Origin of the sequence: Phycicoccus sp. HDW14 (assembly GCF_011383005.1) — a bacterium.
Taxonomy (GTDB): domain Bacteria; phylum Actinomycetota; class Actinomycetes; order Actinomycetales; family Dermatophilaceae; genus Phycicoccus.
Window position 1 is genome coordinate 2,152,050 of record NZ_CP049935.1, and the last position, 16,065, is coordinate 2,168,114.

Genomic DNA, 16,065 nt, shown 5'->3' on the forward strand with positions numbered 1-16,065 from the left:
TTCGCCGAGGTCGGTGACCTCTCGCCGGTATGCTGCGCCGGTGTCCCCCGCGCCCGAGCAGCCGGAACGGCCGTCCGGGGGTCAGCCTCCCGGCGGCGGGCTGCGCGACCACGCGGCGCTGAGCACCTACGCCACCGCCGTCCAGGGTGCCGCCCGGCTCGCCTACAGCGTCGTCATCGGCCGCCTCGGGTCACGCGAGCTGCTCGGGCAGGCCAACAGCGCCCTGTCGATCTCCGTCCTCACGAGCCTGGTCTGGGCCGCCCCCGCGGCGGCCGCCGGCACGCGCTTCGTCGCGCTGCGCAAGGCGCTCGGTGACGAGGAGGGCGCGGCCGTCGTGGCCCGGCACATCGCCCTGCGCTCCCTGTTCGTGGCCACCGTGCTGCCGACGACGACCGGCCTGCTCGGCGCGTGGTGGCTCGGGCTGCAGCCGGTGCAGGTGGTCACCTGCGTCGTGCTCTGCTGGGCCTACTCGGTGTACAACACGGCCCGCGGGGTCCGCTTCGGCCTCCTCGGCTTCCGGCAGGTCGCGCTCTGGGACACCGTCGCCGCCGCCACCTCCCTGACGGTCCTCGCGGTCGTGCTGCTGCTGCACCTCGACCTGCTCACCCTGCTGCCGCTGGCCGTCGGGTACGGGCTGTTCGCCGTCGTCACGTGGCCCGCGCGCACCCGGGGCCGCCTCGAGCGCGACGCCCGGCGGGAGATCGACCACTGGATCGCCTTCTCGGCGCTCGGGGTCCTGGCCAGCGGCGGGCTGCTCCAGGCCTCCCAGCTCGCGGCGCACCACTGGAGCGGTGAGAGCGGGGCGGGAGACTTCGCCGCCGCCCTCTCGCTGGCCACCCCGATGTCGATGTTCGCGATCGCCCTGAGCACGGCCCTGGTCCCCCCGCTCGTGGCCGCCGCCGGCCGGGGCGACCACGCGGGGGTGCGCCGGCACGCCGACAACATCGCGCGGCGGCTGGTCGCGATCTTCGTCGGGGTCATCGGCGTGCTCGTCATCGTCAGCCCGTTCGGCATCGCGGTCGTCTACGGCCCGTCGTTCGCCCGCTCGGCCTCCGTCCTGCCGGTGCTGCTCGGCGCGGTGATGCTCACCTCGGTGGCGCTCGGCGGCTCGACCGCCCTGCAGTCCACCCGGCGGCGCGGGCCGCAGGTCGTCGCGGGCATCAACCTCGGCGGCCTCGTGCTCGGGGTCGCGGCGTGGTTCCTCCTCGCCCCCTCGCACGGAATCGAGGGGGTCGCCGTCGGCTACCTCGTCGGGGCCGGCAGCGCCTCGCTCGGCACGCTGGCCGCCGTCTGGTGGATCGAGCGGCAGGCGTGGCTCGACCTCGCGGCCCGGTTCGCGGCCGGGGTCGCGCTCGTCGTCGGCCTGGCCCTCGCCACGCGCGACCTCGACGGCGTCACCGGCGCGCTCGCGCAGGTCGGGGCCGCGATCGTCTTCGGGGCGGTGTGGACCTGGCTCAACCGGCGCGAGGTGGCCGCCCTCTGGAGCACCCTCCGGGGCGGCGGCGAGACCCCCGCCCCCTCCTAGACTCGACACCGTGCCCCCTTCCGTGACCGTCCTCATGACGACCTACCACGGCACCTCCGTCGCCGAGCTCGAGCGCTCGGTCGGGTGCATCGTCGGCCAGACCCGGCCGCCGGAGGAGTTCCTCGTCGTCGTCGACGGCCCGGTGCCGGAGGCCCTCGACGCGGCCATCGGCCGGGCGGCGGCCGAGCACCCGGCGCTGCGCGTCGAGCGGCTGCCCCGCAACGTCGGCAGCGGCCTGGCCTCGGCCCGTGGCCTCGAGCTGGCCACCGGGGACTTCGTCGCCCGGCACGACAGCGACGACGTCTCCCTGCCGACCCGCCTCGAGGAGCAGATGCGCCGGGTCGAGGAGCACGGACTCGACCTCGTCGGCTCCGCGATGCTCGAGTTCCGCGGCGACCCCGACACCGTGCTCGGCCTGCGCTCGGTCCCGACGTCGCACGAGGCGATCCTGCGGCGGCTGCCGATGAACAACCCGGTCAACAACCCGACCTCGGTCTTCCGCCGCGAGCTGGCGCTGGCCGTCGGCGGTTACTCCGACCTGCGCTACATGCAGGACTACGACCTCTTCGCGCGGATGCTCGCCGCCGGCGCCCGGGCCGAGAACCTCGCCGAGCCGCTCGTGCTGTTCAACGCCGGCGACGACATGATCGCCCGCCGCGGCGGCTGGCGGATGCTGCGCCACGAGCTGACCATCCAGCGCCGGCTGCGGGCCGCCGGCGTCATCGGCACGCCGCGGCTGGCCGTCAACCTCGTGCTGCGCGGCGCCTTCCGGCTGGTCCCCCGGCGGCTGCTCGGCCCGGTGTACGCCCTGCTGTTCCGCCGCTCGCAGGAGGTCGGCGCATGAGCGGGGCAGCACGGCTCACCTGGGTCGCCGTCTCCTACGGCGGGGTCGAGGACGCCCGCGCCCTCGTCGCCTCGCTCGGCCACGACGTGCCGGTCGACGTGGTCCTCTGCGCGAACAAGCCCGGTGACGCCGCCGCGGCCCGCACCGCCTTCGCCGACGACCCCCGGGTGCGCGTCCTCGACTTCGAGGACAACCCCGGCTACCTGCCGGCCCTGCACCGCGCCGTGCCCGAGGTCGACCCCGCGCTGCCGCTCGTCCTCTCCAACGTCGACCTCGTCGCCGACCCCGGCTGCGTGCAGGCCCTGCTCGACGGGGTCGCGGCCCACCCGGACGCGGGCTGGCTCGCGCCGAGCGTCATCGGGGCGCTCGGGCAGGACCAGAACCCCAACCTGCTCGCCCCGCCCGGCGCCCGCTGGCTGCGGATGCTCGCGGCGGTGCACCGGTTCCCCGCCGTCGCCGACCTCCTGCTCCTGCGCCGCGAGGGCCACAGCTCCCGCACGGTCACCGGCGTCGCACCCGGCACCGCGGTCTTCGCCGGGCACGGCTCCTGCGTCGTGCTGACGCCCCGCTACCTCGCCGAGGGGGGCAGCACCGACTACCCGTTCGCCCTCTTCGGCGAGGAGCTGTGGTTCGCCAGCGAGTGCCGGCGCCTCGGGTTGACCGTGCGCTACCTGCCGAGCGCCCGCCTGCTCCACACCGAGCACGTGGCGACCGGCAGCCGCCGCCGCGGCCACGTGGCCCGGGTGAAGTACGAAGGCCTGCGGTGGTGGGCGCGCCGGGCCGCGGACGCCGGGTGGTGACGGCGCGGCGGGTGCCCGCACCGGGGCCGCCGCCCCCGTACGCTGGGGCGCGATGAACACCACACAGCAGGTCGGCACCGAGGGTGTCTGGCTGGTGATCCCGCTCTACAACGAGGCGTCGGTCATCGGCGAGGTCGTCACCCACGCCCGCAGCGTCTTCCCGGGGGTCGTCGTCGTCGACGACGGGTCGGTCGACGGGGGCGCCGAGGTCGCCCGGCAGGCCGGCGCGGTCGTGGTCCGCCACCCCGTCAACCTCGGCCAGGGCGCCGCGCTGCAGACCGGCTTCGAGTTCGCGCTCACCCGCCCGGACATGCAGTGGGTCGTCACCTTCGACGCCGACGGCCAGCACCAGACCGACGACGTGCTGGCGATGCTCGCCAAGGCCCGCGCCGAGGACCTCCAGGTCGTCTTCGGCTCGCGCTTCCTCGACGACCGCACGACCCCGAGCCTCGCGAAGAAGCTCGTGCTGCGCGCGGCCGTCGGCTACACGAACCTCACGACGCACACCCGGCTCACCGACGCGCACAACGGCCTGCGCCTGCTGCGCCGCGACGTCGTCGAACGCCTCGACATCACCCAGAACCGGATGGCCCACGCCTCCGAGCTCGTCGAGCAGATCGGCGCGCTGTCGGTGCGCTACGGCGAGAGCCCGGTCCACATCCTCTACACCGACTACAGCCGGTCCAAGGGCCAGTCGCTGTGGAACTCGGTGAACATCCTCGTGGAGCTGATCCTCCGATGAAGCTCGTCGTCGTCCAGATCCTGCTCATCGTCGTCGTCTTCGTCGTGGCGGCCCGGCTGTTCCGCTCGCGCGGGGCGCGGGCCCAGGCCATCCGGCGCCTCGGGGTGCTCGCCTTCGGCGCGTTCGCCGTCGTGTCGATCATCTTCCCCGACGTGTGGACCCGCATCGCCCAGAACTTCTTCGGCATCGGCCGCGGCACCGACCTCGTCCTCTACGGCCTGGTCGTCGCGTTCCTCAGCTTCACCGTGACGACCTACCTGCGCTTCCGCGACCTCGAGACCCGCTACACGCGCCTGGCCCGGCGGATCGCGCTCGACGAGGTCGCCGGCACCCTGCGCACCCCCGAGCCGCCGGCCCGCGACCCGCAGGACCCCGCAGCCGGCTGAGGCGCCGGACCGGCCTGCGGCTCAGCCGTTCTCGAGGTCGTGGTTGTAGCGGTCGAGGACCTCGTCCATCGGGCCGTCCATCGCCAGCTCGCCGGAGCGCAGGTAGAGGGCGCGGTCGCCGAACCGGCGCAGGTCCTTCTCGCTGTGGCTGACGAGGAAGAGCGTGCGGCCCTGGGCGAGCAGGCCCTCCATCCTGTCGTAGCACTTGTCGCGGAAGGCCTTGTCCCCCACCGCGAGCACCTCGTCGACGAGGACGATCGGCTCGTCGAGCGTCGTGACGACGGCGAAGCCGAGCCGGACCTTCATGCCCGAGGAGAAGTGCCGGTACGGGGTGTCGAGGCCGGCCCGCACCTGCGGCCCCGCGAAATCGACGATCTCGTCGAACCGCTCGTCGATGGTGGCTTTGGGCAGGCCGTGCAGGCCGCCCATGAGGTAGACGTTGTCCCGCGCGGTGAGCTCGCCGACGAAGCCGCCCGTGAGCTCGATGAGCGGGGCCACACCGCCGCGCACCGAGACCGTGCCCTCGTCGGGCAGCAGGACCCCGGCGAGCATCTTGAGCAGCGTCGACTTGCCGCCGCCGTTGCCGCCGACGACCCCCACGGCCTCACCGGGCAGGATGTCGAACGAGACGTCGCGCAGGGCCCAGAAGGTCTCGCGCGGGGCGCCCGTGCGACCGCGGAAGAGCATCTCGCGCAGCTGCATCCGCCGCCGCCGCGAGCGGTAGAACTCGACCCCGAGGCCCTCGACGGAGATGACCGGCTCGGACATCAGATCTCCTTGAGCACGGGGCGCTCGAGCCGACGGAAGACCGCGACCCCCACGAAGAGCAGGAGGACCGAGACGGCGACCGAGGTGGCCACGGCTCCCCAGACGATCGGGTACCGGTCGTGGCGGAAGAAGCCGGCGCGCATCAGCTCGAGGATGCCCGTCATCGGGTTGAGCCAGAAGATCTTGTTGTACGGCGCGTCGACGAGGTGCGTCGTGTAGATGACGGGGGTGGCGTAGAAGAGCATCCGCAGGACGATGCGCACGACCCGCTGCATGTCGGTGACGAGCACCGTGACCGGGGCGAGGATCAGGCCCAGCCCGAGCAGGGCGACCGCCTCGAGGACCAGGGCGAACGGGAAGAGCACGAGCCACCCGTTGAGGTGGGCCTGCCCGCGCACGATGTAGAAGAGCAGGAAGACGACGAGCACGGGCAACGAGAAGACGAACTCGACACCCTTGCTCGCGATGACCCGCACCACCCAGATCTCGCGCGGCAGGTTCGTCGAGCGCACGAGCTTGGCCTCGGAGATCAGGGCCCGGCTCGTGTCGGTGAGCGATGCCGAGAACCACTGCCAGCTGAGCAGTCCGATGACGAGGAAGAGGAAGTACGGCTGGTGGCCGAGGTCGCCCCGCTTGAGGATGAGGACGAAGACGATGTAGTAGATGAGGGACATCAGCAGGGGGTCGAGGACCGTCCAGACGTACCCGAGGGCGCTCTGCGCGTAGCGGACCCGCAGGTCACGGGTCACGAGGGTCGACAGGACGCCACGGCGGGCCCACAGCGCGCGGGTGCGGCGGACGAGTTCCATGGCTCCTCGGGGTGGTCGGTGACCGGCTGCCAGCGGTACACGCTACCCGGCGAGGGGCCCGCGCCCGCGACGGCCCGACGGCGGCCGCCCGTCTACGATCGTCATCGGCTCCCGTCCGTCCCCGCCGAGAGGTACCCGCCGCATGCAGTCCCTGCGCGACCCCGCCGTCCGCACCGCCGCCCTCGGTGCCCTCGGGTGGTTCGTCGCCGTCGGGCTGGCCGTCCTCGCGGCCGTGCTCGGGCTGGCCTGGCTCGGCCTGTTCGCGGTGGCCCTGCTCTACGCCGCCGAGGGGGCGCTGGCCGCCGGCGACGTCCGCGTCGACGCCTGGCTGGCCGACCGCGAGCTCGCGCCGCTCCAGCGGGCCATGCTCCGCGACGCCGTGTCGGTGCTCGCCTGGCTGCTCACCGTCGAGCCGTCGGCCCGCCTCGTCGTGCCGGTCGTGCTCACCGTCCTCGCCGTCCCGGCCGCCCACCTCGGCTACCGGGTGCTCACGGCGCACCACGCGTCGGTGCGCCGGGGCCGTCTCGCCTGGCGGCGCCTCGACGTCGCGGGCGAGCTCGAGGGGCCGCTGCGCCTGCCCCCGATCCTCCCGCTCGTCGGGCCGTTCAGGGGACGCCTCGTCCTCCTGCTCTCCGACGTCTTCGTCGTCGTCGCGCTCTGGGCCGTCGTCGCGGGAGCCGGCTCGGTGGTGCTCGCCGTCGGCGCCGGGCTCACCCTCCTCGCGCTCGCGGCGTGCATCGCGGCCGGCGTGCGGCGCAGCCTCGTCGTGCGCCACCTGCCGACGGCCGTCGACGACAACGAGCGCCTGCGCCGGGCCGTGGAGGCCTGGGCCCCGGAGGTCGTCGTCTACTTCAGCGGGCCGGTCGGCACGACGTACCAGCTCAACGTCTGGCTCGAGGCCCTCGAGCGGGTGCGCCGCCGCACGCTGCTCGTCGTGCGCGAGCGCCACCACCTCGACGACCTGCTGCCGACCACCCTGCCCCTCGTCATCGCCCCGAGCGCGGTGCACGTCGAGCTCATCCACACCGACTCGGTCCTCGTCGCGCTCTACCCGACGACGGTCATCCGCAACAACCACATGATCCGCCTGCCCGGGGTGCGCCACGTCTTCATCAACCACGGCGACGGCGACAAGGCGGTCACCTACAGCCCGCTGCACCGGGTCTTCGACGAGATCTGGGTGGCGGGCCGGGCGGCCTGCGACCGCTACCTCACCAAGGGCGAGGGGGTGCGGCCCGACCAGCTCGTCGTCGTCGGCCGGCCGCAGCTGGCCCACGTCGCGCTGCGGCCGCAGGCGCCGGTCCAGGAGCCCCCGACCGTGCTCTACGCCCCGACGTGGGAGGGCAACTTCGACGACGTCGACTACTCCTCCGTCGCGACGCAGGGCGTCGGCCTGGTCCGCGACCTGCTGCGCGCGGAGCCGCCCGTGCACGTGCTCTTCAAGCACCACCCGGCCACCGGCAACCGCCGCTCGGACGCCGCGGGCGCCCTCGCCGAGATCACCGAGATGGTCCGCCGCTCCCCCCGCGGCACGCTCGTCGGGCCGGGCCCGGACGCCCTCTACGACGCGTTCAACGCCTGTGACGTGCTCGTCGCCGACGTCTCGAGCGTCGTCGCCGACTTCCTCGCCTCGCGCAAGCCGTACGTCGTCACCAACCCGCGCGGCCGCGACCCCGAGGGGATGCAGCGCGACTTCCCGTCCACCTCGGGCGGTCCGCTGCTCACCCCGGGCGGGAGCGGCATCGTCGACCTCGTCCGCGAGGCGGTCACCACCGACCCCTACCGCGAGCGGCGCGAGCGGCTCGCCGCCTACTTCCTCGGCGAGCCCTCCGAGGACCCGATCGGCCGGTTCGCCGACGAGGTCGACGCCGCCTGCCTGCGGGCCGCCGCCCGCCACGACCACGCGCTCGAGACCGTGCGGGAGGCCCCCTGATGAGGCGCGACGTGCTCCCCGTCCTCGGGATCACCGGCGTCGGCCTGGCCCTCGGGGTGCTGGCCATGCTGCTCTCCGGCACCACCCCCGTCGCCGGCGTGCTCCTCGCGCTGGCCGCCGTGGCCGCCCTCGTCGCCGAGGTGGTCCTCGAGCGCACCCCGCGGGTCTCGGCCTCCCTCGAGTCGGCGCAGGTCGGCGCCACCGTGCGGGCGGGGGCGCGCGACGCCCTGCTCGTCGGCTTCGCGGCCTCCTGGCTGCGCGAGGACCGGCACGCCTTCCTCGTCGTCGCCGGTGCCGTCGGCCTCGTCTGGCTGCTGCGCGGCGGCACCGAGGTGCTGCGCCACGACACGCTCCTGCGGCGTCAGCAGCGGGTGTCCTGGCGCAACCTCGACGTGCCCGCGGCCGGGGTCTCCCGGCCGCTCGCGCCGGGGCTGCTCGCGGCCCGCGACGTCGTGCTCTCCATCGTGCTCGTCGTCCTGTCCGTCGTCGCCGCGGCCCGCGAGCTCGGGGCCGGTGACGGGGTGCTGCTGGCCGGGGCCGCGGTGGCGGTGCTCGTCGCGGCCGTCCTCGCCGCCCTCGCGGCGCTCGACGCCCTCCGCGTGCGCCGCGAGCCCGGGCCGGGGCGGCTCGCGAGCCTCGTCGGCGAGCGGCTCGCCGAGCTCGAGCCCGAGGTCGTCTTCTACTACAGCCGACCCGAGGCGGTCGGCTACATCGCCAACGTCTGGATGCCGGTCCTCGAGCAGCTCGACCGCTCGGTCGTCGTGCTGGCCCGCGAGCAGTACAACGCCGACCTCGTCGAGACCTCGCGCATCCCCGTCGTCTGCGTCACGGTGCCCAACGACATCGAGCGGGTCGTGCCGCCCACCGTGCGCCTGGCGATGTACCCCTCGAACGTCGCGACGAACAACCACCTGATCCGGGTGCCGGGCATCGTCGACGTCTTCATCGGGCACGGCGACAGCGACAAGGGCGGCAGCGCCACGACGCTCACCCGCATCTTCGACGAGGCCTGGGTCAGCGGTCCGGCCGCCCGCGAGCGCTACCACGCCGAGCAGGTCGGGGTGCACGACGACCAGATCCGCGAGATCGGGCGCCCGCAGCTCAAGGAGATCGAGCGGGTCATCGCCCGCACCGACGACGTCGACGCCGAGCGCGACACCGAGAACGTCACGACCGTCCTCTACGCGCCGACCCGCGAGGGCTTCTTCGCCACGTGGCAGTACTCCTCCGTCCTGGCCCAGGGGGCCGGCATCATCGAGAGCCTGCTCGCGATGCCCCGGGTGCGCCTCCTCTTCAAGCCGCACCCCGGCACCGGCACCGACGACCCGGCGTTCGCGCTCGAGTGCGAGCGTCTGCTCGCGCTCGTGCGGGCCGCGGGTGAGCCGCACGAGGTCGTCGAGTCGACCGAGGGGCTCTACAGCGCCTTCAACCGCGCCGACGTCCTCGTCAGCGACATCTCGAGCGTCATCACCGACTTCCTCGCCTCCGGCAAGCCCTACGTCGTCACCGACCCCAACGACGGCGACGTCGAGGAGTTCCGCGAGGCCTTCCCGTCGGCGCGGGGCGCGTGGGTGCTCACCGGCGACGGCTCGGGCATCGTCGAGGCCGTCGAGGACGCCCGGGGGCGCGACCGGTACGCGACCGAGCGCGAGCAGACCGCGGCCCACCTGCTCGGGACACCTCCGGGGACCCCGTGGCGCGTTTCGACGCCGCGATCGACGCCGCCGTCGAGGCCGTGGGGACGCGCCAGCGCCTCCAGGCCGAGGCGGCAGCGTCCGGCGAACGGCCCTGAGGCTCAGGCGCGCCCGAGCAGGGACTTGAGCGCGCGACGCAGGCGCGGGTACCTGGCCAGCACACCCCGGACGCCCGTGGGCGGCGGGGGCTTGGTCGGCCGCGGCGTCGGGCGACGCAGGCCGTACCGCACGCTGAGGTTGCCGTGCTCGGTGACGTACAGCTCGACCCGCTGCGGGCCCTCCCCGACGGCCGCGAGGACCGCGCCGGGCTGCGCGCCCTCGGGGGCGGACAGGCGCCGGATCATCGACCAGCCGCCGACCCACATCCGGACCTTGAGGTCGAGGGGCTCGCTCGGGGCCAGCTCACGCAGGAGGGACCCGGTGAGCGTCGCCGTGCCGGTTCCGCGGACGACGAGGGTCGACGGGTCGTCGGCGAGCGGCTCCGCGTGCACCTCGCCCGTGGTGTCGACGAAGCGCTCGTCGAGGCTGCCGCGCTCGACCACCAGCCCGTCGAAGCGGGCGCGGGCGACGTCGTCGGTGGCGTCGAGGACCTCCGGCTGCCGGACGACGTCGGGCGTACCGGGCGGCACGCGCAGGTGGAGGCGGTCGCCGGCGGCGTCGAGCTCGACGGGCCGGCCGTCGCGGTGCTGCACGAGCATCGACACCGTGAAGGTCACCGCGTCGTCGGCGGCTCCCACCGAGGTCGTCTCGAGCCGGCCGACGACGTCGACGTCGGACTCGGCGAGCGGGAGCAGGGCGTCGAGGTCCCCCGCGCGCAGCAGGGCCGAGCGCATCCGGACGCGCACCGGCAGGTGGCGGTCGACGCTCGGGGGATCGTGGTCCCGGTCAGCTCGCGGATCGCGTCGAAGAGCTCGCGGCGGCGCGTCGGGGTGTACGAGAGGAAGCGCTTGTCGGTGAGGCGCATGAGCATCTTCGTGTCGTACCAGTGCGCCAGCAGGCGGTCCCGCAGCTCGGGGTCGGTCACGGAGTCGTGGACCACCCGGAGCGTCGCGTGGAGGCTGCTCAGGTAGTAGTCGGCGGCCGACCACTCGTCGTAGGAGGCGTTGGTCCTCCCGTCCGGGTCCTTGCGCTTGGTCCACACGTAGCAGGGGAACCCCGCGTAGACCGCGATGCGCTCGGCAGCGACGAAGGACTGGATGTTGAACAGGTGGTCCTCGAGCCGGAAACGCCCCTCGCGGAACCGGATCCCGTGGTCGAGCAGGAACTGTCGCCGGTAGAGCTTGTGGGGGTGAGGATGCCGAGGATCGGGTCGCGGCCGAGCTCGGCATCGGGGACGTCGCTGCGGAACACCTCCTTGGAGACGACCCGACCACGGCCCACCTCGCGGGCGACGAGGACGTCGGCCCGGTGCGTGCTGGCGTAGGCGTGCATCAGCTCGAGGCCGCGCTCGGGGATGACGTCGTCGTTGTCGGCGTAGAAGACGTACTCGCCGCGCGCGAGGTCGGTGCCGACGTTGCGCGGGCGGCCGGGCCAGCCGGAGTTCTCGATCCGCCGGTAGCTGAAGTGGGCCACCTTCTCGCACTCCGCCCGCAACGACTCCCCCGTGCCGTCGGTGGAGCCGTCGTCGACGAAGACCACCTCGAACTCACCGGCCGGCATGCTCTGGCGTGCCAGGGAGTCCAGGAGGAAGCGGATGTTGGGTCCCGGGTTGTACACGGGGACGACGAGCGAGATCTTGGGCGCCGGGACCTCGTCGGCGCCGACGGTCTCGGCGGGCTGGGACATCGCGGCCGTCTCCTCGGTCACCGGCTCGACGCCGCGTCGGCGCCCTCGGGCATCTCGTCGTGCGGCTCGGTCTGGTGCATGTCGTCGGCGACCTGGGCGCTCAGCTCGTGGCTGGCGAACGGGTCGGCGCGGCGCACGTCGATGACGTAGCCGGTCTGCGGCGAGAGCATGACCCGCAGCGCGGCCCGGGCCACGGTGCGCGAGTCGAGGAGGGTGTCGGGCGACTCCTCGCCGAAGGCCTTGGTGCGCATCGGGGTTCCGGTGCGCTCGGGGTTGACGCAGTTGACGCGCACACCCTCCTTGGCCCACTCGTCGGCCAGCGCCTGGGTGAGGTTGACCGTGGCCGCCTTGGCGGAGGAGTACAGGCTGTAGCCGGAGCGGCCACGCGTGTAGGAGCTGGACGTGAAGAGCAGCAGCGACCCCGAGGTCTCGCGCAGCCAGGGGTAGAACTCCTGGGCGATGAGGATCGGGGCGATGTAGTTGATCTCGGTCGCCGCGTAGATCGTGTCCTCGCTCGTCTCCTCGAGCGTGCCGCGCGGCAGGACACCGGCGGTGTTGACGACGAAGTCGACCCGGCCGGTCTCGCCGACGACCTCCTCGCGGGCCTTGCGGATGTCGGAGCGGCGCTCGACGTGCGTGCGGGTCGAGGAGCGGCTGAACGAGCGGACCGTCGCCCCGAGCTCGGTGGCCAGCTCGACGATGTCGGCGCCGATGCCGTAGCTGCCGCCGAAGACGACGACGGTGCGTCCCTCGAGCGCGGCCCGCATCTCCTCGTCGGAGCGGTCCTGGGGCAGGTCGTGGCTCGTCAGCTGGAAGAGCTTGTCGGCGAGGTAGACGTCGATCGGCTCGGTGACCTTCATGTTCCGCTCGTCGCCGGCGACGACGAAGATCGGCACGTCGGGCTGGTAGCGCAGGACGACCGTGCAGTCGTCGGTGGCCGTGAAGTCGGGGTCGGTCGCGGCGATCTCGTAGGCCCGGGCGATGACCGAGCGGCGGAAGCCCTGCGGCGTCTGGCCACGGCGCAGCATCGCGCGCTTCGGGACGTCCTGGATCACCTCGTGCTCGTCGACCTCGATGATCGTGTCGGCGGACGGGATCGCGGTGTCGACGGCCTCGTAGGTGGCCAGCGCCGCGACGCACTCCTCGATGATCCGCTGGCTGAGCAGCGGGCGGACGGCGTCGTGGAAGAGGACGTTGCACTCCTCCTCACCGATCGCCTCGAGGGCCCGCACGGTGGTGCCGTTGCGGGTCTCGGCACCGGGCAGCACCCGCGTGACCTTGGTGTAGCCGCCGCGGTCGACGAGCTCCTGGACGGGGTCGAGGTGGCCCGGCGTCATCATGACGATGATCTCGTCGACGAGGGGGCTCGCGTCGAGGGTCTCGATGGTGTGCTCGATGATGGGGCGGCCGGCGATCTTGATCAGCTGCTTGGGGATGCTCAGCCCCACCCGGCTGCCCACTCCACCGGCCAGGACGACGGCCACGGTCCGCAGTTCACTCACCTTCCCGACCCTACCGGGGTGCGTCGGCACCGGGCACCCACGGCCCCGGCCCCTCGCGCGTGAGCCGCCGGGGCGCGGCGGGTGGGCCGCTGGGGGCGCAGCGCGCCGCCCTAGACTCTGCGCCATGCCCGAGCACGTGACCCCCCGGCCTCCCGAGCCGGCTCCGTGATCTCGGCCTCCCCCGAGTCGTGGCTCGCGGCCGCGCCGGTGGTCCTCGCCGCCGTCGCGCTCCTCCTCGTCCCCGGGGCCGTCGCGCTGCGGCTGGCCCGGGCCGACGGGATGCTCGTGCTCGGGGCGGCCGGCCCGCTGACCGTCTCGGTCGTCACGGTCTCCGGTGTCGTCACCGCGGCGGCCGGCGTCCGGTGGTCGCCACTGTCGCTCGTGCTCGCGACGCTCGTCGTCTGGCTCGTGGCCGCCGCCGTCGGTGGGGCCCGCCGGGGCGCCGTCGCACCCGACCGGGCCGCGCTCTCCCGCTGGGCGGTCGGGGGCGGGCTCGTCGTCGGGGTGGTCCTCGCGGCGTGGCCGCTGCTCGCCGCCACCGGGTCCGCCGGGGCCCTGCCGCAGCAGCCCGACACGATCTTCCACCTCGAGACGATCCAGGGGATGGTCGAGCGGCACGACGTCTCGACGCTGCACGGGCAGTCGTTCGTGCAGCCCGACGCCACCGGCTTCTACCCCGCCGGCTTCCACGCGCTCGCGGCCACGCTGGTGCAGCTCACCGGGTGCCGCGTCGACGTCGCCGCCAACGTCGTCGCCCTCGTCGCCGCGGCGGTGCTCTGGCCGCTGGCCATGACCTTCCTGTCCACCGTCGTGCTCGGCCGGCGTGACGCGGTGGCGCTCGTCGCCCCCGTCGCGGCCGTCGCGTTCACGGCCTTCCCGACCTGGCTGCTCGGGTACGGGGTGCTCTGGCCCAACCTGCTCGGGCAGGCCCTGCTGCCGGCGGTGCTGGCGGTCGGCCTGCTGGCGCTGCGCCGACCCCGTCAGGTCTCGACGTGGGCGCTGCTCGCCGTCCTCGTCGGCGGCCTCGGTGCGGCCCACCCCAACGCGGTCATCGGGCTCGTGGTGCTCGGCGGCGTGGCCCTCGGCTGGTTGCTCGTCGTCGGCACGGTGCGCGCCGGGCGCCCGGCCCACCGGCTGCTCAGCGCGGTCGGGGTGGTGCTGCTCGTGGGCGGAGCCGGGGCGGTGTGGTTCCTCGGTGCGCGCCTCGCGCCGTCGATGCGCGAGTCGAACCCGCGCGGACCCGAGATGGGCTGGGGCGCCGCGCTCGTCGACGTGCTCTTCGCCGCCCCGCGCTCCTCCCCCGCCCTCTGGGTCACCGGCGTCGTCGTGCTCGTGGGGGTCGTCGTGGCCCTGCGCCGGGCCCGGACCGCTTGGCTGTCGCTGGCCTGGCTGCTCGTCGGGGGCCTCTACCTCGCCGTCGCCGCCGTCGACTCACCGAGGACCCGGCTGCTCACCTGGCCGTGGTTCAACAACTCCCCCCGGCTGGCGGGCCTGCTCGTCGTCCCGGGCGCGCTGCTCGTCACGGCGGCGCTCGTCGCGCTCGTGCGCGCCGACGGCGAGCGGACCCGCACCGCGACCCGGCGGGCCGCGGCCGCGGCCGTCGTCTTCGTCCTCGTCACGCTCGGCGCCAACGCGGCGGCGCGCGCCCAGGTCCTCGGCGCCTACTTCCCCACCGACTCCCGGGCCTCGTGGGTCAGCCGCACGGAGCTGCGCGCCCTCACCTCGCTCGGCAGCGAGGTGCCCGCCGACGCCCTCGTCGCCGCCAACCCGTGGCGCGGCGGCTCCTACCTCGGCCTGGTCCGCGACGTGCGGATGCTCTTCCCGAACGAGAAGACGCTGCCCGGCAGCCCGGTGCAGCAGCTGCTCGGCGCCCGGCTCGACGAGGTGGCGACCGACCCCGAGGTCTGCGCCCTCGTCACCCGGCTCGAGGTCGGCTGGGCCATCACCGGCGGCGAGCCCGCGAGCACGTCCGCCGGCGCGGTCCGGCCCTACCGCGGCGTCGACGGCGTCGACGGCGCCCCGGGGTGGCAGCGCGTGCGCACCGAGGGCCCGTACACGCTGTACCGGTTCAGCGGCTGCGACGCCTCGGGACCGGCTCAGGACTGAAGGGCCGCCCGGACCGCCGCGCGGAAGCGCTGCGTGGCCGCCCCGGGCGTCGTGTCGCCGAAGTAGTGCGCGACGACCTCGTCCCACCCCACCGGCATCCGCCCGCCGAGCGAGCGGAGCAGCGCGGGCGCCTGCCCGGCCTCGGCGGCGGTGAGGCGGGGCACGGTCGAGAGCAGCAGGGAGTCACCGGTCGAGGGCACGGCGGGCCCGGGGTCGGTGACGACGAGGGGCTTGCCCGTGGCCGCCCAGTCGTAGGCGACCGACGAGACGTCGGTGACGCACGCGTCGGCGAACCCGGCCTGCCAGCCGTAGGGACCGGTGTCGACGAGGTGGTCGGGCCCGGTGAGCAGCGCCCGGACGGCGAGGTCGGCACGGTGGTAGGCCGGCGAGGTCGCGCCCGCGCGGGGGTGCGGGCGGTAGACGACGCGGAAGCCGCCGTCCTCGACGAGGGCGCGCACGAGGGCCTCGCCGTGGCTGGCGATGGAGCCGTACGCCATCGCCGGCCGGTCGCCCTCCCACGTCGGGGCGTAGAGCACGCGGGTGCGGCCGTCGCGCTCCCAGGCCGGAGCGCCGGGCACGGTGTGGTCGAGCTGGGGGCGGCCGACCATCGGCGCGCGGGTGGCGGCGTCGTAGCCGCGCAGCACCCGCTCGAGCCGCTCGCGCCCGGCCGGGCCGGCGACGAACGAGAAGTCGTAGGCCTTGTTCTGGTTCGAGATGCTCGAGTCCTTGTCGCTCTCGCCGTGGCCGAGGTAGACGTGGACCGGCTCGGGGAAGCGGAGCATCCGGAAGTTGCGCTCGAGGTGGTTGACGTAGAGGACCCCGCGCACGCCGTCGGAGCGCACCAGGCGCTCGAGGTCGGGGGCGCCCTTGGCCAGCCGCACCGGCAGCCGCGTGACGGCCATCGCGGCGCGGGCACCGTCGGCGCGGGTGCAGACGACGACGAGCGGGACGACCTCGTCGAGGTCCTCGAGGACGGGCAGCCAGTCGGCGAGCTGGTAGAGCTCGACCGGCCCGCCGGCGAAGAAGACGGCCACCGGTGCGGGGGGCAGTGGGGCGGCGGCCACGGCCGCGCGAGCCGTCGCGTCGGCCCGCCACCAGTTGCCGGCCTGCACCCACAGGGTCCGGGCGACGTGCGCGATCGTGCTCATCGAGGGGGAGCATACGGGTCCGG

13 protein-coding genes and 1 pseudogene are annotated in these 16,065 nt (G+C 74.2%); 8 read left to right on the plus strand and 6 right to left on the minus strand.

Annotation, left to right across the window (positions count from 1 at the left end; all coding sequences use genetic code 11):
- Positions 1-40: 40 nt before the first annotated feature.
- Genes G7075_RS10525 through G7075_RS10545 form a run of 5 tightly spaced genes read left to right on the plus strand, consistent with a single transcriptional unit; the run spans position 41 to position 4,297 of the window.
- Entirely contained in the window at positions 41-1,525 is a 1,485-nt protein-coding gene (locus G7075_RS10525) for a lipopolysaccharide biosynthesis protein (protein ID WP_166121634.1), read from the plus strand.
- A gap of 10 nt (positions 1,526-1,535) precedes the next feature.
- The gene (locus G7075_RS22250; protein ID WP_166121636.1) at positions 1,536-2,369 is read left to right on the plus strand and encodes a glycosyltransferase; all 834 of its coding nucleotides are present in this window, start codon (positions 1,536-1,538) and stop codon (positions 2,367-2,369) included.
- Positions 2,366-3,169, plus strand: a complete 804-nt coding sequence (locus tag G7075_RS10535) for a glycosyltransferase family 2 protein (RefSeq protein WP_166121638.1) — start codon at positions 2,366-2,368, stop codon at positions 3,167-3,169. Before G7075_RS22250 ends, G7075_RS10535 begins: the two co-directional genes overlap by 4 nt.
- Before the next feature lie 52 nt (positions 3,170-3,221).
- Positions 3,222-3,911: a glycosyltransferase family 2 protein gene (locus tag G7075_RS10540; protein WP_166121640.1), complete on the plus strand. Its 690-nt coding sequence runs from the start codon at positions 3,222-3,224 to the stop codon at positions 3,909-3,911.
- Entirely contained in the window at positions 3,908-4,297 is a 390-nt protein-coding gene (locus G7075_RS10545; RefSeq protein WP_166121642.1) for a DUF2304 domain-containing protein, read from the plus strand. The genes G7075_RS10540 and G7075_RS10545 overlap by 4 nt, the downstream gene beginning before the upstream one ends.
- A gap of 21 nt (positions 4,298-4,318) precedes the next feature.
- Here the strand turns inward: G7075_RS10545 and G7075_RS10550 are convergent, their stop codons facing one another.
- Both G7075_RS10550 and G7075_RS10555 read right to left on the minus strand, forming a co-directional pair.
- Positions 4,319-5,065, minus strand: a complete 747-nt coding sequence (locus G7075_RS10550; protein WP_166121644.1) for an ABC transporter ATP-binding protein — start codon at positions 5,063-5,065, stop codon at positions 4,319-4,321.
- Positions 5,065-5,874: an ABC transporter permease gene (locus tag G7075_RS10555; RefSeq protein ID WP_166121645.1), complete on the minus strand. Its 810-nt coding sequence runs from the start codon at positions 5,872-5,874 to the stop codon at positions 5,065-5,067. The genes G7075_RS10550 and G7075_RS10555 overlap by 1 nt, the downstream gene beginning before the upstream one ends.
- A gap of 142 nt (positions 5,875-6,016) precedes the next feature.
- Between G7075_RS10555 and G7075_RS10560 the strand changes: the two genes are divergently transcribed.
- A complete protein-coding gene (locus tag G7075_RS10560; RefSeq protein WP_166121647.1) occupies positions 6,017-7,807 on the plus strand; it encodes a CDP-glycerol glycerophosphotransferase family protein in 1,791 nt (596 codons plus the stop codon).
- Between the two features lie 878 nt (positions 7,808-8,685).
- On the plus strand, positions 8,686-10,458 hold the full coding sequence (locus tag G7075_RS10565) for a CDP-glycerol glycerophosphotransferase family protein (protein WP_371814235.1): 1,773 nt from the start codon (positions 8,686-8,688) through the stop codon (positions 10,456-10,458).
- Here G7075_RS10565 and G7075_RS22750 read toward each other — a convergent pair.
- From G7075_RS22750 to G7075_RS10575, 3 genes and pseudogenes are all read right to left on the minus strand, one after another.
- Positions 10,427-10,642, minus strand: a pseudogene (locus tag G7075_RS22750) (hypothetical protein); the annotation flags it as partial. The gene G7075_RS10565 and the pseudogene G7075_RS22750 sit on opposite strands and share 32 nt — an antisense overlap.
- On the minus strand, positions 10,564-11,307 hold the full coding sequence (locus G7075_RS10570) for a glycosyltransferase (RefSeq protein WP_166121651.1): 744 nt from the start codon (positions 11,305-11,307) through the stop codon (positions 10,564-10,566). The gene G7075_RS10570 and the pseudogene G7075_RS22750, both read right to left, overlap by 79 nt.
- Complete coding sequence (locus G7075_RS10575; RefSeq protein WP_205860472.1) at positions 11,304-12,788, minus strand: bifunctional cytidylyltransferase/SDR family oxidoreductase; 1,485 nt, start codon at positions 12,786-12,788, stop codon at positions 11,304-11,306. The genes G7075_RS10570 and G7075_RS10575 overlap by 4 nt, the downstream gene beginning before the upstream one ends.
- 165 nt (positions 12,789-12,953) lie before the next feature.
- Here G7075_RS10575 and G7075_RS10580 point away from each other — a divergent pair, with 165 nt between their 5' ends.
- Positions 12,954-14,894, plus strand: a complete 1,941-nt coding sequence (locus G7075_RS10580) for a DUF6541 family protein (RefSeq protein WP_166121655.1) — start codon at positions 12,954-12,956, stop codon at positions 14,892-14,894.
- Here the strand turns inward: G7075_RS10580 and G7075_RS10585 are convergent.
- Entirely contained in the window at positions 14,885-16,042 is a 1,158-nt protein-coding gene (locus G7075_RS10585; protein WP_166121657.1) for a CDP-glycerol glycerophosphotransferase family protein, read from the minus strand. The genes G7075_RS10580 and G7075_RS10585 overlap by 10 nt on opposite strands.
- Between the last annotated feature and the right edge of the window lie 23 nt (positions 16,043-16,065).